The organism is Pelagibacterium sediminicola, from assembly GCF_003390885.1.
Classification (GTDB): domain Bacteria; phylum Pseudomonadota; class Alphaproteobacteria; order Rhizobiales; family Devosiaceae; genus Pelagibacterium; species Pelagibacterium sediminicola.
This window is the reverse complement of record NZ_QMEL01000005.1, coordinates 207195-232631: the sequence shown is the minus strand read 5'-3', so window position 1 is coordinate 232631 and position 25437 is coordinate 207195. Positions and strand designations below refer to the sequence as shown.

The window sequence follows — 25437 nt, the reverse complement described above, 5'->3', positions numbered from 1 at the left end:
CATAGGCGCGGCTTTAGCGCCGTCATGCCCGAAGCGGTGCGGCCCGCGAGGCAAAACAAAAAAAGACCAGTTCACGAAATGTGTTCTTTATCGATCTGGTGGCTATGGCGAAGCGCCCAGAACCCGACCCCATTCCGAACTCGACCGTTAAACGCTTCTGCGCCAATGGTACTGTGTCTCAAGACACGGGAGAGTAGGTCGCCGCCAGATCTATTAAGAACACAAAAAAACCTTCTCAAGAAATAATAAAAAGCCCCGCATCAAGCGGGGCTTTTTTTATTCCCAAGCATATCAAAAACAAGGCGCCACGCGATGCAAAAAAGCAAGGCGTGGCCGCAGACAGAAAATGACAGTTCCGTTTCTTGAGAAGCAGGGATGCAAGGCCCTCCCGCCTGTGCATCCATCGGTGGGGGCGGCCACCAACTGACATCTGCTTTCCGATAACCCAACGTGAGGGGACAGGCAAAGTTCCCCCGGTGGCTCCGACTTTTCGGCGGTCGCTTTTGATGTTGGATGAACCGTGCCCTTTAACCCCTTGCCCTTTAGGCAGGATCGGCGATCGCGGCGGTTTTATGCTTTCTTTGAGGCAGCCGCGACCGCTATTTCCGGTCTGTCTAATTCCCTTCCGGCAACGCGTAGGCGAGGAAATAATCGCCGATGGGAGTTTCCATGAAGGTGTGCCCGCCCGCATTGATGACCACGTACTGGCGGCCATCCGCCTCATATGTCACGGGGCTGGCCTGCCCGCCGGCGGGGAGATCGGTTTCCCAGAGCACTTCGCCGGTTTCGATATCCATGGCGCGGAACAGATCATCGGTCGTCGCGGCAATGAAGATCAGGCCGCTGGCGGTGACGACGGCGCCGGCGTTGTTGGGGGTGCCGATGTCGAAGGGCAGCATCGAAGGGATGCCGAAGGGGCCGTTCTTGCGGGCGGTGCCGAAGGGCTTGTCCCAGAGAACCTCGCGGGTTTCGAGATCAACCGCCATGATCCCCCCGTATGGCGGCTGGGTGCACAGCATGTCGGTGAACGGCACGCGCCAGCCCGCGTTGACCTCGACGCCATAGGGTGTGCCGGCCTGCGGCGAGATGTTGGAGGGGCTGTTGTCGGCGGCGCCCGGTTCATCGATGGGCACGATGCCGTGGGCATCCACTTCCTCGCGCGGTACGAGGCGGTTGCGGTTCACGGTGATGTTGTAGTTTGCCACCATGATGTTGCGGTCGGTATCGACCGCGACCCCGCCCCAGTCGGACCCGCCATTATAGCCGGGGAATTGCAGCCACCATTCGGTCGAGGGCGGGGTGTACATGCCCTCGTAGATGCTGTCGCGGTACTGGATGCGGCACCAGAGCTGGTCGAGCGGGGTCATGCCCCACATGTGCCGCTCCTCGATGTCGGGCTTGAGCGCGTTGGGGAAATCGACCACGAATGGCTGGGTTGGCGAGAGACGCTCGGGTTCAACCCCGCCCTGGGGCACAGGGCGTTCCTCGACCTCGACCAGCAGATCGCCGGTGCGGCGGTCGAAGATATAGAACATGGCCTGTTTGGTGGGCAGGATCAGCGCCGGGACGGGGCCTTCGGGGGTCGGGAAATCGACCAGTGTGCCCTGCGAGCCGAGATCATAATCCCATACGTCGTAGTGAACGGTCTGGTAGTGCCACGCGACGTCGCCGGTCGTCACGTCCAGCGCGACGACAGCCGATGAATATTCATTCTCGGCATCGGAGCGGTCGCCGCCCCAGTAGTCGACGGCGGAATTGCCGATGGGCAGGTAGACGTGGCCCAGTTCTTGGTCGCCCGAGGCGATGGTCCAGACGTTCGGCGTGCCGCGCGTATAGGTCTCGCCTTCGGGCGGCAGGCCCTTCTCGTCCGGACGGCCCATGTCCCAGGCCCAGGCCATCTCGCCTGTTTCCACATCATAGCCGCGCACGACGCCGGAAGGGGCGTCGCGCTTCTGGCCGTCGCGGACCTGGGAGAAGACCACCGCGATGTTGCGCACGATCATCGGGGGCGAGGTGGGAGCGTACCAGCCCGGCACCGTATGGCCGATGCCTTCCTCGAGATCGACGATCCCGCCTTCACCGAAATCGGTGCAGAGCTGGCCGTCTTCGATATCCAGCGCAAAAAGGCGCGCATCGATGCTGTTCATCAGGATGCGCTCTGCGCACGGCTCGCCCGCGGGGATGGTGGGAGATGCGTAGTAGGAGACGCCACGGCAGGCGGCGCTATAGGGAATCGCATCCGTGGACACCTGTGGATCGTAGCGCCAGATTTCGAGCCCGGTCGCGGCATCGACGGCCATGACGATGTTCATCGAGGCGCAGATCAGCAGCTTGTCGCCGATCTTGATCGGGGTGTTCTGGTTGGAATAGCGCTCACCCTCCTCGGGCATCTGCCCGGTACGGTACTCCCAGACAAGTTCGAGATCGCCGACATTTTCCGGCGTGATCTGGTTGAGGGGCGTGTAGCGCGTGGCATGATCGTCGCCGCCATAGGTGGGCCAGTCGGCGCCCGCCGCAAGCGTCGTGCCGGAGGCAAGAACGGGAACGCCGGTGGGGGAAACGGGCCCGGATGGCTCGGGTTCGGCATCGGCCGGGGCCTCATCGACTGCCTCGCCTTCGGGTAGGGCTTCGTCATCGGGGGCGGGAAGTTCCTGGGCCGGTTCATCGGGCGTTTCGACTTGCTGGGCGAGCGCGGAGGAATCCTGCCCCAGAACGAGCACGCCCATTGCAGCGCCAAGGGCAAAAAGACCGGCGATGCTTGCTACCGCCTGTTCTCTCCCGCGCCAGAAATGGTTGCGCAGCACGGGGATGGTCAAAAGCACCAGAACGAGCACGATGGCCGGGGCGAGGAGGCGTGGTACCTGTGCCCAACCGTCGAGCCCTGCTTCCCAGAGCGCCCAGACGAGCGTGCCGGCAAAGGTCAGAAGGTAAACCCAGACTGCGAGCATCGAGCGCTGGAACAGGAACCAGGCCGTTACCAGAAGGCCGAGCCCGGCGAAAAGGTAGTACCACGACCCTCCGAGGGCGATCAGCCAGAGGCCGCCGAGAAAAATCGGAACACCGAAAATGACGATGAAAACGGCGAGAACCATGGTCAGCCAGAAGCCTATCCCGCGTGGTTCGTGGGTGGTGTTGGTGGCCGGCATGATACCGCCTCCTTGCTGTCCGGTTTGGGTGACAACGGGACGCCGGAAGGATCGGTTCCCGATTTTCTCGCAACGGTTTCCGGGGGTATGGCGGCATTGTACTATCGTCGCTCTCGACATGGGCGTGCCGTCGCGCGCAATGAAGGCGCCCCTTTCTTCTCAGCCGCGAGGTATGCCGCAATGACCGTTCCAACGCTTGAAAACTGGCTTCCGGGTCAATCGCTGCCGCCCCGATTGGGCAAGGTGTTTCTGATGGTGGCCGATTGCGCAGTAGAGATCGCCGCCGCATTGCGGTCTGCCGCGGTGAGCGGTGATACCGGGGCGACCGACGTGGTCAACGTGCAGGGCGAGGTGCAAAAGCGGCTCGATGTGGTGTCCAACGAGATTTTCCTGCGGCGTGGCGCGGCGAGCGGCGTGCTCTCGGTCATGGTCTCCGAGGAACTCGATGATATTTCGCTTGTCGGGAACGCCCCCGGCGATGCCCATTACGCGCTGGTGTTCGATCCCCTGGACGGCTCGTCCAATCTCGATGTGAACGGGGCGGTGGGCTCGATCTTTTCGGTCCTCGATGTGGGCAAGGCGCATGGCATCACGGCGGCGGACGTACTGCAGGCCGGGACGCGGCAGGTTGCAGCGGGCTATGTGCTTTATGGCCCGGCGACCGTTCTGGTGCTGACGACGGGAAAATCGGTGACGATGTTTACGCTCGATGAGGCGCGAGGGGCATTCATCCTTACTCGCGAGAATGTGCAGATCCCGCCCGATACGGCGGAATTTGCCATCAACGCCTCGCGGCGGCGCAAATGGTACGCGCCGACGCGCCACTATATCGACGATTGCCTTGCGGGCAAGGCGGGGCCGCTGGGCAAGAGCTACAACATGCGCTGGTGCGCGGCGATGGTGGCGGATTTGCACCGCATCCTGTGCCGGGGCGGCATCTTCCTTTATCCCGAGGACGAGGACACCAGAGGTAGGGGCGGGCGCCTGCGCCTGCTTTACGAGGGCAACCCGATGAGCATGATCGTGGAAGCGGCGGGCGGGGCATCGTCAACCGGAACGCGGCGCATCCTCAAGGTGGAGCCCCATGAGCTTCACCAGCGGATCGGGGTGATCATCGGCTCGCGAAACGAGGTCGAGCGCGCCATCGGGTATTTTGAAGGATTTAACGGGACCGGCATGGTTGTGTGATTGGGGCGGGATCGCGCTGGATTCCGGGATTTATTCCCGGGGTCCAGACCCGCAGCCCAGATGTTTCCAGCAAATTTTCAAGGGCACCGGAATCCTGCTCCCCGCCATTCCCTGCAAATTGATTAAAGCGAAGCTCCCATTTCGCTGAAATTGCGTAAGTTTACGGAAAATTCGCTCTGATAGTGTGTGTTCTTCCCAGGTTCATGCCCTGTTGGGGGACGCATAATGGATTTTCTGAGACGCGAGGACGGCGCCGTCGCGCTCATTTTCGGATTGATGGCCATTCCGTTCATGGCGCTGGTGGGCTGGTCGGTGGACTATGTCCGGCTCAACCACGTGCATGACTATCTGCAGGCGCAGGTGGATACCGCCGCCCTCAACGCCCTTCAGCCCGACGAACAATGGGACCTCATCGCCATGCGGCCCGATGCGCCGTGGAAAGCGGTGATGGAAGATGAAATCCAGCGCGAATATCAGGGCGACTGGGCGCGTGGGGTTGATGTTCGTGGTGACTGGGTTGGAGATGGATATTTCCGGGTGACAGTGGATGCGGACGTCCCGCTCTCATTCATAAACCTCGTTCCGGGTATCCCTGATATGCAGCGCGTTACTGTCTCCGCGACGGCTGAACTGGTAAAGCCGACAGAGACGCGCGAGCCGCCGGTCAACACCACCCTCGATCCCGAAGCCGGAGACTATAACCGAATCTGGATGTATTGCTACTGGCCGGAACGTCCCGAGAATGACAGCAGCCAGCCAAAACGTACGCACATGACGCCGATCGCGGATAATGGCGGTTCAGTTTATACCGCCGACATAACCTATTCCGATCCCGCCCTGCTCGCCGACTACAACAGTGGCAACCAGAATCTTCGCGAAGACGGTGTCTGGGAACGGAGGGCCGATGCCGGCGGGAAGCGCCAGTACGTGTATTTCATGCCACAATGCCCAAGCGGTTCCTTTATGAGCTTCCGGCTCGAGAATGTGCGCTTTGCGCGCACCCAAACAAGTTTCTGGGACAGTGGCGCGCCCAGGAACAACGGTGGGGACAAGAAGACAGGGCGCTTTGACTACTACACTGACACTTACTTCAATCCTGGCGATACGGTCGAGCAGTATGCAGGACTTCACGGACCCGCCGAATATGTGAATCCGGGACAAAAGGTCGATATTCTTGAGACCATTTTGTGTGACACGGAAGAGCAATGCGACCCGACCCATCGAGATAGCATTATTCCCGACCGCCAGACTAACCGTGATCCGCAACGCGCCAGCGAAGGGTGCGAACCTGGCAAGTATATGTACTATGGCTGGGAGGACAGGCCGCCGGGACTTTCGGGACATGCCCGTGACTGGCAGGATATTGCCTGGACCGACCGCGACTATGACGACATTCGCATCGTCATCAAGTGCCCCGTCTTCACCGTGGAAGGCGATCGACACACGCGTCTGGTCCGCTGACAGCGGGTGCGTGGCACCTTTTGGAAAAATGACTTGTTTCTGATGGCCCAAGCGGGTAAACGGCCCCGCAGTTCTAACTCTGATTAACGGTTGTGAGCGATGGGCAAGGAAAAGTTTTCGCGGTCTAAGCCGCACTGCAACATTGGTACGATTGGTCACGTTGACCATGGCAAGACGTCTTTGACGGCGGCGATCACGAAGGTTCTGTCCGAGAAGGGCGGGGCGACGTTCACCGCTTATGACAACATCGACAAGGCGCCCGAAGAAAAGGCGCGCGGGATCACCATTTCGACCAGCCACGTCGAGTACGAGACCGAAAAGCGTCACTACGCGCACGTCGACTGCCCGGGTCACGCCGACTACGTCAAGAACATGATCACCGGTGCGGCCCAGATGGACGGGGCGATTCTTGTGGTTTCGGCGGCCGACGGCCCGATGCCGCAGACCCGCGAACACATCCTTCTGGCCCGCCAGGTCGGCGTGCCGGCGCTGGTGGTGTTTTTGAACAAGGTCGACCAGGTGGACGACGAGGAACTTCTCGAGCTCGTCGAGCTTGAAGTGCGCGAGCTGCTTTCGTCCTACGAGTTCCCCGGCGACGACATTCCGATCACCAAGGGCTCGGCGCTGATGGCTCTGGAAGACAAGCGCCCCGAGATCGGCCGCGATGCGGTTCTGGCGTTGATGGATACGGTCGATGCCTATATCCCGCAGCCCGAGCGTCCGGTCGACCAGCCGTTCCTGATGCCGGTCGAGGACGTGTTCTCGATCTCTGGCCGTGGCACGGTTGTGACCGGTCGCGTCGAGCGCGGCATCGTCAAGGTTGGCGATGAAGTGGAGATCGTTGGCATCAAGGACACCCAGAAGACCACGGTGACCGGTGTCGAGATGTTCCGCAAGCTGCTCGATTCGGGTGAGGCGGGCGACAATATCGGCGCGCTGATCCGCGGTATCGACCGCACGCAGGTTGAGCGCGGGCAGGTTCTGTGCAAGCCCGGTTCTGTGACGCCGCACACCAAGTTCGTTGCCGAGGCCTATATCCTGACCAAGGAAGAGGGCGGGCGTCATACCCCGTTCTTCACCAACTACCGGCCGCAGTTCTACTTCCGGACGACGGACGTGACGGGTGTGGTGACGCTGAACGAAGGCGTCGAGATGGTGATGCCTGGCGACAACGTCGAGATGCATGTGGAGCTGATCGTTCCGATCGCGATGGAAGAAAAGCTGCGCTTTGCCATCCGTGAAGGCGGCCGCACCGTCGGCGCCGGCGTCGTATCGAAGATCGTCGCCTAAGCGACAGGACAATCGTGAAGGCGGAAAGGGCGGCCACATATCGGGCCGCCCTTTCTTTTTGTTGCTGTTGCGGCAACACGAGACTTGCGCTCAAGGGGCATCTCGACTAGATCAAGCCTCGGCCTAGGGGTGTAGCTCAGTTGGTAGAGCATCGGTCTCCAAAACCGAGGGTCGCAGGTTCGAGTCCTGTCGCCCCTGCCAGTTTCTTTCATCGATCATGATTTTACGTGCACTGCGCGCGCACGAGGTTGCCACTGGCGTCGGTCTCGATGGTCAGGCGGTCGGGTCTGAAATCCATCGTTGCGGGCTGGCCCGGCGCAAGGACACGGACATTGCCCTGCGATTGCACCGGCTCGCCGCCGACCCTGAGATCGGCCGCGGTCTGGCCGGTGACCGGCTGGCCGGTTTTCCCGGCAAGCGCCGCGGCGCCGCAATCGGCGGGCGGGGTCGGGTCGCCGCCAGCCGAAACGGTGCATCCGGCGAGGGCAAGGCCGGCGACAAGCGCGCCGGCGGCGAAAAGACGGTTATGGATCATCTTGGATCTCCTCTTTGGTTGTTCGTTGACGGCCCTAGACGCGCCGGAACGCTAGGGTCTCGCACAGGATGAGCATGCGGCAGCCCTGAATCTCGATGGTGTCGGGGCCGGTCTGGGTCAGGGTGCCTTCGGCTTCGTTGCCTTCAAAGACGACGGTGCCCTTCCACTGGTTTTCAGCAACCAAGCCGGCCTGCATGATCTGCTGGTCCACATAGGCAAGGTTCGCCTCGGTGCGGGAATCGCCCTGGACGTCGAGCAGGATGGCGCACACCTGGGTGCCGTCATCGCCACAATAGGAAATCTCGAGCGTCGTGCCCCAATCGTCGGCCCATGTGCCTTCGGGGGACAATTCCTGCGCGAAGGCGCCGGTGGCGAGGGTGGAGAATATAGCGAGGGCGAGAAATATGCGCATCGGGCCAACCTGTCGTTAGATATTGCAATCGGGCTTGCGGGCTAACGTTCGGCGGCGGAGATGGTTGCCCGGCCCATGCAGCGGGATGGCCCCCTTGCGCGTTAGGGGGTGGGAGGTGTTGCACGACGACCGGCACCCAACAGGAGGAACCTTGAATGAATGTCGCCAATCTGCAGTTGCAGGGTCTTTATCTCGCCGTTGCGGCGATCAACAACGCGCTGGCCGCCAAGGGCCTGCTGACGCGTGAGGACATAAACGACGCGCTCGCCCATGCCGAACAGGTGGCGCTGGGGGATGACCGCATCCTTGAGGATCTGCATCCGTCCAACAGGGATGCCGTGGCGTTCCCGATGCGGTTCCTGGCGCTGGCCAACCGGCGTTCGGCGCACAATGCGTTGCCGGGATTTTCCGAACTCGCCCGCCTCGTGGGCGAGACCAAGGAGCCTTACAACGATCAGGCCTGAACGTTTCGGCCCGCGGCCGGGGTTTCCGGTCGCGGGCCGAAAGTCACTGCATCAGGCCGCCGAGGGGCCGGGATCATCGAATGGCTCGACGACCGCCGCGTGGGCCGTCGCCTCCGGCTTTGCCGAACCGTTTCCGGCGAAGACGGCGATGACGCGGATTTCACGCTCGCTGCCGTCGCGTGCTTCAAAGCCGATGGTCTGGCCGGGCTTGAGGCCGAGCAGGGCGGCGCCGATCGGGGTCAGCACGGAAATGGCGCCCGAAGAAATGTCGGCATCGGCCGGATAGACGAGCTTTACGGTTTTGGGCTGGGCGCCATCGAGGCTGTAGCTGACCGTGGAGCCCATGCGCACGACATTGGCGGGTATGCTGGTGTCCTCTGTGACCGTGGCACGTTCGAGCTCGCTCAGGAGGTCGTCGGCCGGACCATCGTCGCCGGCCCCGGCGGAGGCCAGTTTCATCAGGACGTCGAAATCGTCATGGGGGACGAAAATTTCGGGCATCTTCCCGGAAAGAACAAACAGGCTCATCGCAAACTCCATGCGAAACGCGCTCGGTGGCGCGGGGTTCTGCAAATAAAATGGGGGGGCGTCTTGCGGTATAAACCGGCTGATGAGATAAGCCCTAAAGCTGTGCGACGCAGGGCACGGCTTTAGGGCCGCGATCCCATCACCGGGTGTTCGCGGCTGAAACGGCTCGAAAGACGGACAGCTTGCTTACTCATAGTATAAAGGTAGCTATTGCCGGGCCGAAGTCAATGGCCGCGTGTCTGGCCGAAAAAACATCGGGCCAAGGTCTTGCTTTAGAGGCGTTCAGGGTCTAGATAAATCTCTCTTGGCCGTGCGATCCGACTCGCGCGGCGATTGCTTATGGACTTTAAGCTTCACATTCTGACACGCAGGTATCGAGCATTCCATGGCCCGGACTAATCCTTTCACGTTCTTTCAGCAGGTGCGGTCCGAAGTCGCAAAAGTTGTCTGGCCGAACCGCAACGAGACGGCCATATCGACGGTCATGGTGCTGGTGATGGTGACGTTTGCGAGCCTGTTCTTTCTCGCCGCCGACCAGATCATCCAGTTTTTCGTAGGTTTAATCCTGTCCATTCGCTAGGTGCGGCAGGCGGGATCAGGAGCACAAGCGCGTAATGGCCAAACGCTGGTATATTGTTCAGGCGTATTCTAACTTCGAGCGCAAGGTTGCCGAGGACATCAAGTCCAAGGTTGTGGCTAACGGGCTCGATCATCTGTTCGATGACGTGCTGGTCCCGACCGAAAAGGTTACCGAGGTGCGCCGTGGCCGCAAGGTCGACGCAGAGCGCAAGTTCTTCCCCGGCTATGTGCTGGTCAAGATGGAGCTGACCGACGAGACGTTCCACCTGATCAAGAATACGCCGAAGGTCACCGGCTTTCTTGGCGCGGATAATAAGCCGCAGCCGATTGCCGAGCGCGAGGCGATGGCCATTCTTCAGCAGGTGCAGGAGGGTGTCGACCGGCCCAAGCCGTCCGTCAGCTTCGAGATCGGCGAGAGTGTCCGGGTGTCGGACGGGCCTTTCGCGAGCTTTTCGGGCGTCGTCGAGGAAGTGGACGAGGAGCGCGCGCGCCTCAAGGTGGAGGTTTCGATTTTCGGGCGTCCCACTCCGGTGGAGCTCGAATACGGTCAGGTCGAAAAGGTCTGATCCGTACCGTTCCCTCCGGGGAGCGTAAACAGCGTGGGAGAGGGCGGCGGTTGCCATCCGCCGGTCCAAACCTCGGACCACGCCGTCACCAGATGGCCGCTCCGGCGGCCTGTTGAAAGGAACGAGTAATGGCAAAGAAGATTGTCGGCTATATCAAGTTGCAGGTGCCTGCGGGCGCTGCGACGCCGTCGCCCCCGATCGGCCCGGCGCTGGGCCAGCGTGGTCTGAACATCATGGAATTCTGCAAGGCCTTCAATGCGGCCACGCAGGAGATGGAAAAGAACGCGCCGATCCCGGTCGTCATCACCGCTTTCGCGGACAAGAGCTTCACCTTCGAGATGAAGCTGCCCCCGGTCACCTACTTCATCAAGAAGGCGATCAACCTCAAGTCCGGCTCCAAGCGCCCCGGCCACGACAGCGCCGGCACGCTGACTCAGGCTCAGGTGCGCGAGATCGCGGAAAAGAAGATGAAGGACCTCAACGCGGACGATATCGAATCCGCAGTAAGCATGGTCACCGGTTCTGCCCGCTCGATGGGCCTGCAGGTTGAGGGGTAAGCGATTATGAGCAAGCAAGGAAAGCGCACGGCCAAGATTCGTGAAGGCATCGACCGCAACAAGCTTTATCCGGTCACCGAAGCCATCAAGCTGGTCAAGGAACGTGCTGTCGCCAAGTTCGACGAGACCGTCGAAGTGGCGCTCAACCTGGGCGTCGATCCGCGCCATGCCGACCAGATGGTCCGTGGCGTCGTGAACCTGCCCAACGGCACGGGTAAGACCGTTCGCGTTGCCGTGTTCGCCAAGGATGCCAAGGCCGATGAAGCTCGTGCAGCCGGCGCGGACGTGGTGGGTGCGGACGATCTCGCCGAGGAAATCCAGAAGGGCAACATCAATTTCGATCGCTGCATCGCGACCCCGGACATGATGCCGCTCGTCGGGCGCCTGGGCAAGATCCTGGGTCCGCGCAACCTGATGCCGAACCCCAAGGTCGGCACCGTGACCCCGGACGTTGCCGGTGCGGTCAAGGCCGCCAAGGGCGGCGCCGTGGAGTTCCGCGTGGAAAAGGCCGGTATCGTTCACGCCGGCGTGGGCAAGGCTTCGTTCAGCGAAGACCAGCTCATCGAGAACATCAAGGCGCTCGCCGATGCGGTGAGCAAGGCAAAGCCCGCAGGCGCCAAGGGCACCTATTTCAAGCGGGTCGCCGTTTCCTCGACCATGGGCGCGGGCGTCCATGTCGATCCTTCGTCGGTCCTCAACTAAGGATCGAAAGCTAAGAATTCCGGGCGGCTTCGGTCGCCCGGGGTGCCAAAGGGCCTTCGGGCCCGATGGTCCAAGTCCTGTCCGAGACTGTGTGGTGACGGCCAGCAGGCCGTCTGAAACGCCGGGAGCTCCCGGTAGCCACCAAGAGATGGGGTGACGACCGGTACGAGATTAAAGGCGACTGATACGCCGTCTCGTTTTGGTTTGAACCGGACTGGCCAAGGGGTTTCCCGAAACCGGTTTACAGGCACTGCACCGCTGTCCCGTTCGCGGGGCGGCAATTAGCAAACGGTCCATGTCCTTCGGGCTATGGGCTAAACGTGGAGAGTAGCAGTGGATAGAGCGGAAAAAGCTGAGGTCGTCTCCTCGCTCCAGCAGGCATTTGCCGGCTCGGGCGCGGTTGTCGTCGCTCACTATGCCGGTCTGTCGGTCTCTGAATTTGAAAGCCTTCGCAGGCAGATGAAACAGGCCGGGGGACAGGTAAAGGTCGCAAAGAACCGCCTTGCCAAGCTCGCTCTTAAAGACTCCGAAATTGCGGATTTCTCGGACATCCTGACCGGTCCGACGGTCCTTGCCTATTCGGAAGACCCCATCACGGCGCCGAAAGTCGCCAAGACGTTCGCCGACAAGAACAACAAGTTCGTGATTCTCGGCGGCGCGATGGGTTCGACCGTTCTGGACGCCGACAGCGTCAAGGCACTGGCCGAACTGCCTTCGCTGGACGAGTTGCGCGCCAAGATCGCCGGCCTGCTCACGCAGCCTGCGGCCAAGATCGCAGCCGTTCTGCAGGCACCGGGCGGCCAGGTCGCACGGGTCGTCTCCGCATATTCGGAAAAGGGCGCTGCCTAAAGGCGTCGACCAAATCCACGGTTCAAACCGAAACCTTTGAAAATCTTAGAAAAAGGGTACTGAAATGGCTGATCTCGCCAAGCTTGTGGACGAACTGTCCGCACTGACCGTTCTGGAAGCCTCCGAGCTTTCCAAGATGCTTGAAGAAAAGTGGGGCGTTTCCGCCGCCGCTCCCGTCGCCGTCGCCGCCGCCGGTGCTGGTGCCGTCGCGGCCGCTCCTGCCGAAGAGCAGACGGAATTCGACGTGGTCCTGACCGCCGCCGGCGACCAGAAGATCAACGTCATCAAGGAAGTCCGTGGCATCACGGGTCTGGGCCTCAAGGAAGCCAAGGACCTCGTGGAGGGCGCTCCGAAGGCGGTCAAGGAAGGTGTCAACAAGGCGGAAGCCGAGGACATCAAGGCCAAGCTCGAAGCCGCTGGCGCCAAGGTCGAACTCAAGTAGTTCGATCCTTTGGATTACGAGTATCGGGATGGCCCTTTTTGGGGCCATCCCTTTTCCCGTTTCAAAAAGGTACGACCTGTTGGAACGGCCGCCATCCGAAGTGGGCAGGGCGGAAAGTTGCGGACATAGTGCGACACTGAGTTCGACTTGGGCACCTGTTCAGAGGGCCGACGGCTGATAGTCGGTCTTTTGAACAGCTGCCTCGAAAGACATTCGAGACGAGAGGAAACGGGTATATGGCTACCACGTTCAACGGGCGCCGCAAGGTGCGCAAATCCTTCGGTTCCATTCGCGAAGTTACGGAAATGCCGAACCTCATTGAGGTTCAGAAGGCGTCCTACGACCAGTTCCTGATGGTCGACGAGCCGCAGGGCGGTCGTGGCGACGAGGGATTGCAGTCGGTGTTCCGGTCGGTATTCCCGATTACCGATTTTGCCGGTACGGCCAGCCTTGAATTCGTGCGCTATGAGTTCGAGCAGCCCAAATATGACGTTGACGAATGCCGTCAGCGCGATATGACCTTTGCCGCCCCGCTCAAGGTGACGCTGCGGCTGATCGTGTTCGAGGTCGATGAGGACACCGGCGCGAAGTCCGTCAAGGACATCAAGGAGCAGGACGTCTATATGGGCGACATGCCGTTCATGACCTCGAACGGCACGTTCATCGTCAACGGCACCGAGCGCGTCATCGTTTCCCAGATGCACCGTTCGCCCGGCGTATTCTTCGATCACGACAAGGGCAAGACCCATTCCTCGGGCAAGCTGCTTTTCGCCGCGCGCATCATTCCCTATCGCGGCTCCTGGCTCGATATCGAGTTCGACGCCAAGGACGTGGTCTATGCGCGCATCGACCGCCGCCGCAAGATTCCGGTCACTTCGCTTCTGAAGGCCCTCGGGCTCGATGCGGAAGAGATTCTCGAGACCTATTACAACACCCAGATCTACACCCACGGTGAGAAGGGCTGGCGCAAGCCGTTCGATGCCGAAAGGCTCAAAGGCTCCAAGCCGGTGTTCGACCTGATCGACGCCGATACGGGCGACGTGGTGCATGAGGGCGGAACGCGCCTCACCGCGCGCGCGGCGCGCAAGATCGCCGAGAAGGGCGTCACGCACCTGCTGGCGACCGATGAGGACCTTTACGGCATGTATGTCGCGCAGGACCTCGTGGACCTTGCCAGTGGCGAGATCTTTGCCGAGGCCGGTGACGAACTCGACGAGAAGAACCTTGCCGTCCTGGTCGAGAAGGGCTTCACCGAACTGCCGATCCTCGACATCGACCACGTCAATGTCGGTCCCTACATCCGCAATACGCTGGCCGTCGACAAGAACGAGAGCCGCGAGGACGCGCTGTTCGACATCTACCGCGTGATGCGTCCGGGCGAGCCCCCCACCATCGAGACCGCGGAAGCGATGTTCAACTCGCTGTTCTTCGATCCCGAGCGGTATGACCTTTCGGCGGTCGGGCGCGTGAAGATGAACATGCGCCTCGATCTCGATGTCGAGGACACCGTGCGCATCCTGCGCAAGGAAGACATCGTGGAAGTCGTGCGCACCCTCGTGGACCTGCGCGATGGCCGTGGCGAGATCGACGATATCGACAATCTGGGCAACCGCCGGGTGCGCTCGGTGGGTGAACTGATGGAGAACCATTACCGCCTCGGCCTTTTGCGCATGGAACGTGCCATCAAGGAGCGCATGAGCTCGGTCGAGATCGATACGGTGATGCCGCAGGACCTGATCAACGCCAAGCCGGCGGCTGCCGCCGTGCGCGAGTTCTTCGGGTCCTCGCAGCTTTCCCAGTTCATGGACCAGACCAACCCGCTCTCGGAAATCACCCACAAGCGCCGCCTTTCCGCGCTTGGCCCGGGCGGTCTCACCCGTGAACGCGCCGGTTTCGAGGTGCGTGACGTTCACGTGACGCACTATGGCCGCATCTGCCCGATCGAAACACCGGAAGGCCCCAATATCGGCCTGATCAACTCGCTGGCGACGTTTGCGCGCGTCAACAAGTACGGCTTTATCGAAACCCCGTACCGCAAGGTCGTGGACGGCAAGGTGCAGGACGAGGTCGTCTACCTCTCGGCGATGGAAGAGGCCAAGCACCACGTTGCGCAGGCCAACGCCACGCTCAACGAGAAGGGTGAGTTCACCAACGACATGGTCGTTGCCCGTCACGCGGGCGAGCCTTCGCTCACCCCGCGCGAGCAGGTCGACCTGATGGACGTTTCGCCCAAGCAGGTGGTCTCGGTTGCAGCCTCGCTCATCCCGTTTCTGGAGAACGACGACGCCAACCGCGCGCTGATGGGCTCGAACATGCAGCGTCAGGCCGTGCCGCTTCTGCGCGCCGAGGCCCCCTTCGTGGGCACGGGCATGGAATCGGTCGTGGCTCGTGACTCGGGAGCGGCCATCGTTGCGCGGCGCACCGGTATCGTCGATCAGGTGGATGCCACCCGTATCGTCATCCGGGCCACCGAAGAGAACGATCCGTCCAAGTCGGGCGTCGACATCTATAACCTGATGAAGTTCCAGCGCTCGAACCAGTCGACCTGCATCAACCAGCGTCCGCTGGTGGTTGTCGGCGACCATGTTTCAGCCGGTGATATCGTTGCGGACGGTCCCTCGACGGATCTGGGCGACTTGGCGCTGGGGCGCAACGTGCTCGTCGCGTTCATGCCCTGGAACGGGTACAACTTCGAGGACTCCATCCTGCTTTCTGAAAAGATCGTGCAGGACGACGTCTTCACCTCGCTCCATATCGAGGAATACGAAGTGATGGCCCGAGACACCAAGCTGGGACCGGAAGAAATCACCCGCGATATTCCCAACGTTTCCGAAGAGGCTTTGAAGAACCTCGACGAAGCGGGCATCGTCCATATCGGTGCCGAGGTGCAGGCGGGCGACATTCTGGTGGGCAAGATCACGCCCAAGGGCGAAAGCCCGATGACGCCGGAAGAAAAGCTCCTGCGCGCCATCTTCGGTGAAAAGGCGTCCGACGTCCGCGACACCTCGCTCCGGGTTCCTCCCGGGGACGGCGGTATCGTGGTCGAGGTGCGGGTGTTCAACCGCCACGGCATCGACAAGGACGAGCGTGCCATGGCCATCGAGCGCGAGGAAATCGAGCGCTTGGCCAAGGACCGGGACGACGAGCAGTCGATCCTCGACCGCAACGTCTATGCGCGTTTGAAGGAAATGCTGTTCGGCAAGGCCGCGACCTCCGGCCCCAAGGGCTATGTCGCGGGCACCAAGCTCAACGACTCGATCTTTGACGCCCATGCACGGTCCAAGTGGTGGCAGTTCGCCGTCGACGACGACAAGCTGATGGCCGAGATCGAGGCGCTTCAGGCGCAGTACGACGAAAGCCGGCGTCTGCTCGAGCAGCGGTTCATCGACAAGGTGGACAAGCTCCAGCGCGGCGACGAGCTTCCGCCGGGCGTCATGAAGATGGTCAAGGTGTTCGTTGCGACCAAGCGCAAGATCCAGTCGGGCGACAAGATGGCCGGCCGTCACGGTAACAAGGGCGTCATCTCGCGCATCATGCCGGTCGAGGACATGCCGTTCCTCGAGGACGGCACGCATGTCGACATCGTGCTCAACCCGCTCGGCGTGCCTTCGCGCATGAACGTGGGCCAGATTCTGGAAACCCATCTGGGCTGGGCGGCACGTGGTATCGGGCGCAAGATCGATGCCATGATGCAGGCCTATCGCGAGAGCAAGGACCTCACCCCGCTCAAGAAGGAAATCGGCGCGCTCTACGAGGGAGACGACTATGTCGCCGACCTTGACGATGACGGCATCGTCCGTCTCGGCCAGCAGATTTCCAAGGGCGTCTCGATCGCCACGCCGGTGTTCGACGGGGCCAAGGAAGCCGATATCGTCGACATGCTGGAAAAGGCGGGTCTGGATGGTTCGGGCCAGTCCACGCTCTATGACGGGCGCACGGGCGAGGCTTTCGACCGGCCGGTGACGGTGGGCTACATCTACATGCTCAAGCTTCACCACCTTGTGGATGACAAGATCCACGCCCGTTCGATCGGTCCCTATAGCCTCGTTACCCAGCAGCCGCTGGGCGGCAAGGCCCAGTTCGGCGGCCAGCGGTTCGGTGAGATGGAGGTGTGGGCGCTCGAAGCCTATGGCGCTGCCTACACGCTCCAGGAAATGCTTACCGTCAAGTCGGACGACGTGGCGGGTCGGACGAAGGTCTATGAAGCCATCGTCAGGGGCGATGACACCTTCGAGGCCGGTATCCCCGAGAGCTTCAACGTTCTCGTCAAGGAAATCCGGTCGCTGGGTCTCAATGTCGAGTTGACCGACATCGAAATCGCCAATGACGAAGAGCCTTCGGGTGACCCCGAACTCGCGCCTCCTGCGGACGCGGCGGAATAATCCGCCGCTGCCCCAATTTGAACCGATGTCATGCCTATAAGGGCGGTGCGCTGACCTGTCTGCCGCACCGCCCGGGCATCAAGGAGACCACCAGATGAATCATCATCAGCACGTCATGGATCCGTTCAACTCGCAGGCCAGCGCGCCGACTTTCGATCAGATCAAGATCAATATCGCGAGCCCTGAAAAGATCCTTTCGTGGTCTTACGGCGAGATCAAGAAGCCCGAGACCATCAACTACCGTACGTTCAAGCCCGAGCGTGACGGCCTGTTTTGCGCGCGCATTTTCGGCCCCACCAAGGACTACGAGTGCCTGTGCGGCAAGTACAAGCGCATGAAGTTCAAGGGCGTCATCTGCGAGAAGTGCGGCGTGGAAGTGACCCTTTCCCGCGTGCGCCGCGAGCGCATGGGACATATCGAACTGGCCGCACCGGTTGCCCATATCTGGTTCTTGAAGTCGCTGCCGAGCCGCATTTCCCAGCTTCTCGACATGACCTTGAAGGATGTCGAGCGCATCCTTTACTTCGAGAACTACGTCGTGATCGAGCCGGGCCTGACCCCGTTCACCCAGTATCAGCTCATCACGGAAGAAGAGTATCTCGACGCGCAGGACAACTTCGGTCCCGACGCTTTCACCGCCATGATCGGTGCTGAAGCGGTGCGGGAGATGCTGGCCGCGCTCGACCTCGAAAAGCTCGCCGCCGATCTGCGCGTCGAGATTGCCGAGTCGACAACAGAGCTTAAGCCGAAAAAGCTCGCCAAGCGCTTGAAGATTGTCGAGCAGTTCATCGTTTCGGGTAACAAGCCCGAATGGATGATCATGACGGTCATTCCGGTCATTCCGCCCGAACTCCGCCCGCTGGTGCCGCTCGATGGCGGCCGGTTCGCGACGTCGGACCTCAACGATCTCTATCGCCGCGTCATCAACCGTAACAACCGGTTGAAGCGCCTGATCGAGTTGCGTGCGCCGGACATCATCATCCGTAATGAAAAGCGCATGCTGCAGGAAGCGGTCGATGCGCTGTTCGACAACGGCCGCCGTGGCCGCACCATCACCGGTGCGAACAAGCGTCCGCTGAAGTCGCTTTCCGATATGCTCAAGGGCAAGCAGGGACGGTTCCGCCAGAACCTGCTCGGCAAGCGCGTGGACTATTCGGGCCGTTCGGTTATCACCGTCGGGCCTGAACTGAAGCTTCACCAGTGCGGCCTGCCCAAGAAGATGGCGCTCGAACTCTTCAAGCCGTTCATCTACTCACGTCTCGACGCCAAGGGCCTGTCGTCCACCGTCAAGCAGGCGAAAAAGCTGGTCGAAAAGGAAAAGCCCGAAGTCTGGGATATCCTTGACGAAGTGATCCGCGAGCACCCGGTTCTTTTGAACCGCGCGCCCACGCTTCACCGTCTGGGCATCCAGGCGTTCGAGCCGATCCTGATCGAAGGCAAGGCCATCCAGCTTCATCCGCTGGTCTGCGCCGCGTTCAACGCCGACTTCGACGGCGACCAGATGGCCGTGCACGTTCCGCTGAGCCTCGAGGCCCAGCTCGAAGCGCGCGTCCTGATGATGTCGACTAACAACATCCTGCACCCGGCTAACGGCCAGCCGATCATCGTGCCCAGCCAGGACATCGTGCTCGGGCTCTATTATGTGTCGCTGATGGCCGAGGGCGAGCCCGGTGAAGGCATGGCGTTCGCGTCCATGTCGGAAATCGAGCACGCGCTCGAAACCAGGGCGATCACGCTGCACAGCAGGATCAAGGGTCGCGTCCGCGTTCAGGACGAGAACGGAGACATGGTCAACCGGGTTGTCGAGACGACGCCGGGCCGTATGATCCTGGGCCAGATCCTGCCCGAGAACGTGCCGTTCGACGTGGTCAACCAGCTCATGACCAAGAAGAACATCTCCAAGGTCATCGACACGGTTTACCGTGCCTGCGGCCAGAAGGAGACCGTGATCTTCTGTGACCGCGTCATGGATCTGGGCTTCAAGCAGGCCTGCCGTGCCGGCATTTCGTTCGGCAAGGACGACATGGTGATCCCGGATTCCAAGGCCAAGATCGTGGGCGATACCCGCAAGCAGGTCGAGGAATTCGAGCAGCAGTACAATGACGGCCTCATCACCCATGGCGAGAAGTACAACAAGGTTGTCGATGCCTGGGCAAAGTGCGGCGACAAGGTCGCCGACGAGATGATGAAGCGCATTTCCGCGATCGAAAAGGACGCGGAAGGCCGCCAGAAGAAGATAAACTCGGTCTATATGATGAGCCATTCCGGCGCCCGTGGTTCGGTCGCCCAGATGAAGCAGCTCGCCGGGATGCGGGGCCTGATGGCCAAGCCTTCGGGCGAAATCATCGAAACGCCGGTGATCTCCAACTTCAAGGAGGGCCTGACCGTTCTCGAGTACTTCAACTCGACCCACGGCGCCCGCAAAGGTCTGGCCGATACCGCGCTCAAGACCGCGAACTCGGGTTATCTGACCCGCCGTCTTGTGGACGTGGCGCAGGATGCGATCATCACCGAGGACGATTGTGGCACCGATAACGGCCTCACCATGGAAGCGATCGTCGATTCCGGTCAGATCGTGGCTTCGCTCGGCCAGCGTATTCTTGGCCGCGTGGCGGCCGATGACATCATTGTTCCCGGAACCGACGACGTGCTCGTCAAGAAGGGCACGCTGATGGATGAGGCCGATGTCGAGAAGGTCGAGGCCGCCAAGCTCCAGTCGGTGCGCATCCGCTCGCCGCTGACCTGTGAGGTTCGCCAGGGCACCTGTGCGGCCTGCTATGGCCGTGACCTTGCGCGCGGCACACCGGTTAACATGGGCGAGGCTGTCGGCGTCATCGCCGCGCAGTCGATCGGTGAACCGGGAACCCAGCTCACCATGCGCACCTTCCATATCGGCGGGACGGCGCAGGTGGTCGACAACTCGTATCTCGAGGCCGGTGCAGAGGGCAAGATCGCCTTCCGCAACAAGAACATCGCGGTCAACTCGGACAAGCAGACGGTCATCATGGGCCGCAACGTCCAGATCGTGATCGTCGATGCGGACGGCAAGGAGCGCTCTTCGCACAAGGTGACTTACGGCTCGCGCCTGCGGGTCGAAGAGGGAGAGCAGGTCAAGCGCGGCCAGCGTCTGGCCGAGTGGGATCCCTATACCCGCCCGGTGCTGAGCGAAGTCGACGGCGAGGTGCTGTTCGAGGATCTCGTGGACGGCGCCTCGGTGTCCGAGCAGACCGACGAGACCACGGGCTTCACCAAGCGTCTGGTCATCGACTGGCGCGCAAGCCCGCGCGGCGAGGGCCTGCGTCCCGCGATCGCGGTCGGCGCGAAGGGGCAGCCCTTCAAGACCGAGCGTGGTACGGACGCCCGCTATCTGATGAGCGTGGATGCGGTCATCGCGGTCGAGCCGGGAACCCGGGTCGCCCAGGGTGACGTTCTGGCCCGTATTCCGCTGGAAAGCGCCAAGACCAAGGACATCACCGGCGGTCTGCCGCGCGTTGCGGAACTGTTCGAGGCTCGCCGTCCGAAGGACCACGCGATCATTGCCGAAATCGACGGCACGATCCGCTTCGGGCGCGACTACAAGAACAAGCGCCGCATCGTCATCGAGCCGACCGACGAGACCATGGAGCCCGTCGAGTATCTCATCCCCAAGGGCAAGCCGTTCCACCTCCAGGAAGGCGATCCCATCGAGCGGGGCGAGTATATCCTCGACGGCAACCCGGCTCCTCACGACATCCTTGCGATCAAGGGCGTCGAGGAACTGGCCAAGTATCTCGTCAACGAGATCCAGGAGGTCTATCGTCTGCAGGGCGTGCTGATCAACGACAAGCATATCGAGGTGATCGTCCGCCAGATGCTTCAGAAGGTCGAGATCACCGAGCCGGGCGAATCCGGGCTCCTTAAGGAAGAGCAGATCGACCGGATCGACTTCGACGAACTCAACGAGCAGCTTGTTGCCGATGGCAAGAAGCCGGCGGAGGCCGTTCCAGTCCTGCTTGGCATCACCAAGGCGTCGCTTCAGACCCGTTCGTTCGTCTCGGCCGCTTCGTTCCAGGAAACCACGCGCGTCCTCACGGAAGCCGCGGTTTCGGGCAAGGCGGACCTGCTCGAAGGACTCAAGGAGAACGTCATCGTCGGTCGCCTCATCCCGGCGGGCACCGGTGCGCGCGTTGCCAATGTCCGCCAGGTTGCGACCAAGCGCGACGACCTCATTCTCGAGGAACGCCGCCGCCAGGCCGAAACCGTCGCCATCCCCGCGCCTTCGGCTCCCGCCGAAGCCGCCCCGGAAGCGCCGGCTGAATAGGGCGGGTTGCCATTGCGAATTTGAGAAGGGGCCCCTCGTGGCCCCTTTTCTTTCTTGACGTGGCGTTGGCAAAGTTTGCCATTCCTGATAGTTTTAGCGGCTTGAAAGCAGGAGGCCATGATGGCGACCATGAACATATCGCTGCCCGATGCGATGAAAGCATGGGTCGAGCGGCAGACCGACGGGCAGCGGTACAGCAATGCCAGCGACTATGTGCGGGACCTCATTCGCCGCGATCAGGAGCGCAGGCAGGCCATTGCGACGTTGCAGGCTGCCATCTCGGAAGGCGTGGAGAGTGGGCCTGCGGAACCGTTGGATCTGGAGGGATTGAAATCCCGCATGCGCCAGCGCCATGCCGCCGGGTAGGAAAGGCCGCCTTGCGCTCAAGCCGAAGGCGATTTCCGATCTTGAAGGCATCTGGCTTTACAGTGCCCGAACGTGGTCGGAAGATCAGGCCGATCGATATATCGATGGTCTTGGGCGTGCGTTGGACATGATCGCTGCCCTGCCGGAACTGGGGCGTGAACGCGCCGAGTTCAATCCGCCTGTGCGGCTTTACGTTCATGGCTTGCACCTGATCGTATATGTAGTCGATCAGGGATCTGTCACGGTGTTGCGTGTTCTTGGACACAAGCAGGACTGGCAATCGATATTATCCGCTATCGACTAATAAAGGCGCGTCCTGAACCATGCACCACATGCAGGGCAGGGTATCGGGCGGGTTTCCTGCTTTTTTGGGCGGAAAGCCTTGACGATTCTGAATCAACCCAGTAAGACCCGCCGTACCTAAGCGGTCGGTCGTGATTTAGCACCGGATGCGAGGCGTCCAATGCGGCGCATCCAAGCGGATCAAACACACTGTCGGGTACTTAGACGCTACAGGTCTCGGGCGCATGATCGCTTCCTGAATAGGGGGTGGTCCTCTGCTTTCTGGCGCTGCCGGTCTCTAATGGAGAGGTTCGGGCGGGCGCCTCGCGCTTGTCATGTCTGAGCAAGGATTTGTTTACTCGGATGAAAAGAGGGTTCGAGCAATATGCCGACCATTAATCAGCTGATCCGCAAGCCCCGGCAGTCCAAGCCGAAGCGGAACAAGAGTCCGGCAATGGATGCCAACCCGCAAAAGCGCGGCGTTTGCACTCGCGTCTACACGACAACACCCAAGAAGCCGAACTCGGCTCTGCGTCGCGTGGCCAAGGTCCGCCTGGTCAATCAGCGTGAAGTCATTACCTATATCCCCGGCGAAGGCCACAACCTCCAGGAGCACTCGGTTGTGCTTATCCGTGGTGGCCGTGTGCGCGACCTTCCCGGCGTTCGTTACCACGTGCTGCGCGGCGTTCTGGATACCCAGAGCGTGAAGGACCGCAAGCAGCGCCGGTCCAAGTATGGCGCGAAGCGGCCGAAATAAGGAGAGCTGAACCATGTCCCGTCGGCATCGTGCAGAAAAGCGTGAGATCAATCCCGATCCCAAGTTCGGGGATCTGATCGTTTCCAAGTTCATGAACTCGCTCATGAAGGACGGCAAGAAGTCCTCGGCTGAGGGTATCGTCTATGGCGCGTTCGATATCATCGAAGAGCGCACCAAGCAGGACCCCATCCAGGTGTTCCACGGCGCGCTCGAGAACGTCCGTCCCGCCGTTGAAGTGCGTTCGCGCCGCGTTGGCGGTGCAACCTATCAGGTTCCGGTCGAGGTCCGCACCGAGCGCCAGCAGGCTCTTGCCATCCGCTGGCTGATCGATGCCGCGCGCAAGCGTGGCGAGCAGACCATGGTCGGCCGTCTTTCGGGCGAACTGCTCGACGCCATGAATGGCCGCGGCCAGGCCGTCAAGAAGCGCGAAGACACACACCGCATGGCCGATGCCAACCGTGCGTTCTCGCACTACCGCTGGTAAGGAATTCCGAGAATGGCCCGCGAATACAAGATCGAAGACTACCGCAATTTCGGCATCATGGCGCACATCGATGCCGGCAAGACCACCACGACCGAGCGTATCCTGTATTATACCGGCAAGAGCCATAAGATGGGCGAGACCCATGATGGCGCTTCGACGATGGACTGGATGGAGCAGGAACAGGAGCGTGGCATCACGATCACGTCCGCTGCGACCACGACGTCCTGGCAGGATCGTGACGGCAAGCGGTATCGCTTCAACATCATCGATACGCCGGGTCACGTGGACTTCACCATCGAGGTCGAGCGTTCGCTCCGCGTGCTCGACGGCGCCGTCGCTCTGCTCGATGCCAATGCCGGTGTGGAGCCGCAGACCGAGACCGTCTGGCGTCAGGCCGACAAGTATGACGTTCCCCGCCTGATCTTCGTCAACAAGATGGACAAGATCGGTGCCGACTTCTATCGCTGCATCGACATGATCCGCGAGCGGCTCGGTGCCAAGCCTCTCGTTCTGCAGTTGCCGATCGGGGCAGAGACCGAGTTTGCGGGCGTTGTCGATCTCATCGAGATGAAGGCGTATGTATGGGGCGGCGAAGATCTCGGCGCGCATTGGGATGTGATCGATATTCCGGCCGACCTTCAGGCGCGTGCGGATGAATATCGCGAGAAGCTCGTCGAGGCTGCCGTGGAGCTCGATGAAGCCATCATGGAAGCCTATCTCGAAGGCGAGATGCCCGACAACGATACGCTCCGCAAGCTGATCCGCAAGGGTATCTGTGGCGTTGAGTTTTTTGGTGTGTGCTGTGGTTCCGCCTTCAAGAACAAGGGTGTACAGCCGCTTCTTGATGCAGTGGTCGATTTTCTGCCGTCCCCGATCGATATTGCGTCGATCAACGGCGTCGATGCCAGGACCGAAGAGCCGATCGAGCGTCACGCCGATGACAGTGAGCCGCTTTCGATGCTGGCCTTCAAGATCGCCAACGATCCCCATATGGGTTCGCTGACCTTCTGCCGCATCTATTCGGGTCACCTCGAGGCTGGTGCCACGCTGGAGAATACCGTCAAGGGCAAGCGTGAGCGTGTCGGGCGGATGTTCCAGATGCACTCCAACAGCCGCGAGCAGATCACCGAGGCGTTTGCCGGCGACATCGTCGCCATCGTCGGGCTCAAGGACACGACGACCGGCGACACGCTGTGCACGCCGACCGCTCCGGTCATTCTTGAGCGCATGGTCTTCCCTGATCCGGTCATCGACATCGCCGTCGAGCCCAAGTCGAAGGCCGACCAGGAAAAGATGGGCCTTGCCTTGCAGCGTCTTGCTGCCGAGGATCCCTCGTTCCGCGTGCGTTCGGACGAGGAATCGGGCCAGACGATCATTTCGGGCATGGGCGAGCTTCACCTCGACATTCTCGTCGATCGCATGAAGCGCGAGTTCAAGGTTGAGGCCAATATCGGCCAGCCGCAGGTGGCCTACCGCGAGACCATCACCCGCACGGCGGAAGTGGATTACACCCACAAGAAGCAGTCGGGCGGTTCGGGTCAGTTCGCTCGCATCAAGATCGTCATCGAGCCCAATGAGCCGGGCGCGGGCTACACCTTCGAGAGCAAGATCGTGGGTGGCGCGGTTCCCAAGGAATACGTGCCGGGCGTCACCAAGGGTATCGAGTCCGTCATGGGCGCCGGTATCCTGGCGGGCTTCCCGATCGTGGACGTCAAGGCGACGCTCATCGACGGTGCCTACCACGATGTGGACTCTTCGGTTCTTGCGTTCGAGATCGCCGGCCGCGCCGGCTTCCGCGAAGCGCTCGGCAAAGCCGGCGCCAAGCTCCTCGAGCCGATCATGAAGGTGGAAGTGGTCACCCCGGAAGACTATATGGGCGACATCATCGGCGACCTCAATTCTCGCCGTGGCCAGATCCAGGGCACGGAAAGTCGCGGCATTGCGCAGGTGGTCAATGCCTTCGTGCCGCTGGCCAACATGTTCGGGTACGTGAACTCCTTGCGCTCCATGAGCCAGGGCCGTGCGCAGTACACGATGGTTTTCGATCACTACGAGCAGGTGCCCCAGGCGGTCGCCGACGAAGTCCAGGCCAAATACGCCTGAGTGAGCATAGGATTTAACAGCGGCCGCCAGGCTGACTGAACAGG

At 61.2% G+C, this 25437-nt stretch carries 21 protein-coding genes, 1 tRNA gene and 1 rRNA gene; 19 read left to right on the top strand and 4 right to left on the bottom strand.

The features are described 5' to 3' along the window. The first annotated feature begins 94 nt into the window (after window positions 1-94). Window positions 95-210, top strand: a 5S ribosomal RNA gene (gene rrf / locus DQG18_RS10685). A 404-nt stretch (window positions 211-614) separates the two neighbouring features. Here the strand turns inward: rrf and DQG18_RS10680 are convergent. Beyond that, window positions 615-3146, bottom strand: a complete 2532-nt coding sequence (locus DQG18_RS10680; protein ID WP_116654237.1) for a membrane-bound PQQ-dependent dehydrogenase, glucose/quinate/shikimate family — start codon at window positions 3144-3146, stop codon at window positions 615-617. A 180-nt stretch (window positions 3147-3326) separates the two neighbouring features. On the opposite strand from DQG18_RS10680, the gene DQG18_RS10675 reads away from it, so the two are divergent. From DQG18_RS10675 to DQG18_RS10660, 4 genes are all read left to right on the top strand, one after another. Next, window positions 3327-4334, top strand: a complete 1008-nt coding sequence (locus DQG18_RS10675) for a class 1 fructose-bisphosphatase (RefSeq protein WP_116654236.1) — start codon at window positions 3327-3329, stop codon at window positions 4332-4334. Between the two features lie 225 nt (window positions 4335-4559). Beyond that, window positions 4560-5795: a TadE/TadG family type IV pilus assembly protein gene (locus tag DQG18_RS10670; protein ID WP_116654235.1), complete on the top strand. Its 1236-nt coding sequence runs from the start codon at window positions 4560-4562 to the stop codon at window positions 5793-5795. A 99-nt stretch (window positions 5796-5894) separates the two neighbouring features. Next, complete coding sequence (gene tuf / locus DQG18_RS10665; RefSeq protein ID WP_116654219.1) at window positions 5895-7085, top strand: elongation factor Tu; 1191 nt, start codon at window positions 5895-5897, stop codon at window positions 7083-7085. A gap of 125 nt (window positions 7086-7210) precedes the next feature. Then, a tRNA-Trp gene (locus tag DQG18_RS10660) sits at window positions 7211-7286 on the top strand. 22 nt (window positions 7287-7308) lie between these two features. Here the strand turns inward: DQG18_RS10660 and DQG18_RS10655 are convergent. Together DQG18_RS10655 and DQG18_RS10650 are read right to left on the bottom strand one after the other, a co-directional pair. Beyond that, window positions 7309-7620 carry an I78 family peptidase inhibitor gene (locus tag DQG18_RS10655; protein ID WP_116654234.1) on the bottom strand — a complete coding sequence of 104 codons (312 nt, stop codon included), beginning with the start codon at window positions 7618-7620 and terminating at the stop codon, window positions 7309-7311. Between the two features lie 34 nt (window positions 7621-7654). After that, window positions 7655-8032, bottom strand: a complete 378-nt coding sequence (locus tag DQG18_RS10650; RefSeq protein ID WP_116654233.1) for a DUF2147 domain-containing protein — start codon at window positions 8030-8032, stop codon at window positions 7655-7657. Window positions 8033-8187: 155 nt separating this feature from the next. Here DQG18_RS10650 and DQG18_RS10645 point away from each other — a divergent pair, with 155 nt between their 5' ends. Next, entirely contained in the window at window positions 8188-8496 is a 309-nt protein-coding gene (locus tag DQG18_RS10645; protein WP_116654232.1) for a hypothetical protein, read from the top strand. Between the two features lie 51 nt (window positions 8497-8547). Here DQG18_RS10645 and rnk read toward each other — a convergent pair whose 3' ends face one another. Next, entirely contained in the window at window positions 8548-9024 is a 477-nt protein-coding gene (gene rnk / locus DQG18_RS10640; protein ID WP_116654262.1) for a nucleoside diphosphate kinase regulator, read from the bottom strand. Between the two features lie 385 nt (window positions 9025-9409). Between rnk and secE the strand changes: the two genes are divergently transcribed. The 13 genes from secE (at window position 9410) to fusA (ending at window position 25393) form a co-directional block, all read left to right on the top strand. After that, entirely contained in the window at window positions 9410-9604 is a 195-nt protein-coding gene (gene secE / locus DQG18_RS10635; RefSeq protein ID WP_116654231.1) for a preprotein translocase subunit SecE, read from the top strand. Window positions 9605-9638: 34 nt separating this feature from the next. Beyond that, window positions 9639-10169, top strand: coding sequence for a transcription termination/antitermination protein NusG (gene nusG, locus DQG18_RS10630; RefSeq protein WP_116654230.1), 531 nt, complete (start codon window positions 9639-9641; stop codon window positions 10167-10169). 128 nt (window positions 10170-10297) lie between these two features. Then, on the top strand, window positions 10298-10726 hold the full coding sequence (rplK, locus tag DQG18_RS10625; protein ID WP_116654229.1) for a 50S ribosomal protein L11: 429 nt from the start codon (window positions 10298-10300) through the stop codon (window positions 10724-10726). Window positions 10727-10732: 6 nt separating this feature from the next. Beyond that, a complete protein-coding gene (gene rplA, locus DQG18_RS10620; RefSeq protein ID WP_116654228.1) occupies window positions 10733-11428 on the top strand; it encodes a 50S ribosomal protein L1 in 696 nt (231 codons plus the stop codon). Between the two features lie 333 nt (window positions 11429-11761). Further along, window positions 11762-12277 (top strand): 50S ribosomal protein L10, encoded by a 516-nt coding sequence (rplJ, locus tag DQG18_RS10615; protein WP_116654227.1) that lies wholly within the window; start codon window positions 11762-11764, stop codon window positions 12275-12277. Window positions 12278-12341: 64 nt separating this feature from the next. Beyond that, the gene (gene rplL / locus DQG18_RS10610; RefSeq protein ID WP_116654226.1) at window positions 12342-12719 is read left to right on the top strand and encodes a 50S ribosomal protein L7/L12; all 378 of its coding nucleotides are present in this window, start codon (window positions 12342-12344) and stop codon (window positions 12717-12719) included. A gap of 236 nt (window positions 12720-12955) precedes the next feature. After that, entirely contained in the window at window positions 12956-17101 is a 4146-nt protein-coding gene (gene rpoB, locus DQG18_RS10605; RefSeq protein WP_116654225.1) for a DNA-directed RNA polymerase subunit beta, read from the top strand. Window positions 17102-17195: 94 nt separating this feature from the next. After that, entirely contained in the window at window positions 17196-21401 is a 4206-nt protein-coding gene (gene rpoC / locus DQG18_RS10600) for a DNA-directed RNA polymerase subunit beta' (protein WP_116654224.1), read from the top strand. A 120-nt stretch (window positions 21402-21521) separates the two neighbouring features. Beyond that, the gene (locus DQG18_RS10595) at window positions 21522-21767 is read left to right on the top strand and encodes a type II toxin-antitoxin system ParD family antitoxin (RefSeq protein WP_116654261.1); all 246 of its coding nucleotides are present in this window, start codon (window positions 21522-21524) and stop codon (window positions 21765-21767) included. Next, on the top strand, window positions 21754-22071 hold the full coding sequence (locus DQG18_RS10590; RefSeq protein ID WP_116654223.1) for a type II toxin-antitoxin system RelE/ParE family toxin: 318 nt from the start codon (window positions 21754-21756) through the stop codon (window positions 22069-22071). Before DQG18_RS10595 ends, DQG18_RS10590 begins: the two co-directional genes overlap by 14 nt. A 363-nt stretch (window positions 22072-22434) precedes the next feature. After that, window positions 22435-22806, top strand: coding sequence for a 30S ribosomal protein S12 (gene rpsL / locus DQG18_RS10585; protein WP_116654222.1), 372 nt, complete (start codon window positions 22435-22437; stop codon window positions 22804-22806). Between the two features lie 13 nt (window positions 22807-22819). Next, on the top strand, window positions 22820-23290 hold the full coding sequence (gene rpsG, locus DQG18_RS10580) for a 30S ribosomal protein S7 (RefSeq protein ID WP_116654221.1): 471 nt from the start codon (window positions 22820-22822) through the stop codon (window positions 23288-23290). 12 nt (window positions 23291-23302) lie between these two features. Further along, window positions 23303-25393, top strand: coding sequence for an elongation factor G (gene fusA, locus DQG18_RS10575; RefSeq protein ID WP_116654220.1), 2091 nt, complete (start codon window positions 23303-23305; stop codon window positions 25391-25393). The last annotated feature ends 44 nt before the right edge of the window (window positions 25394-25437 follow it).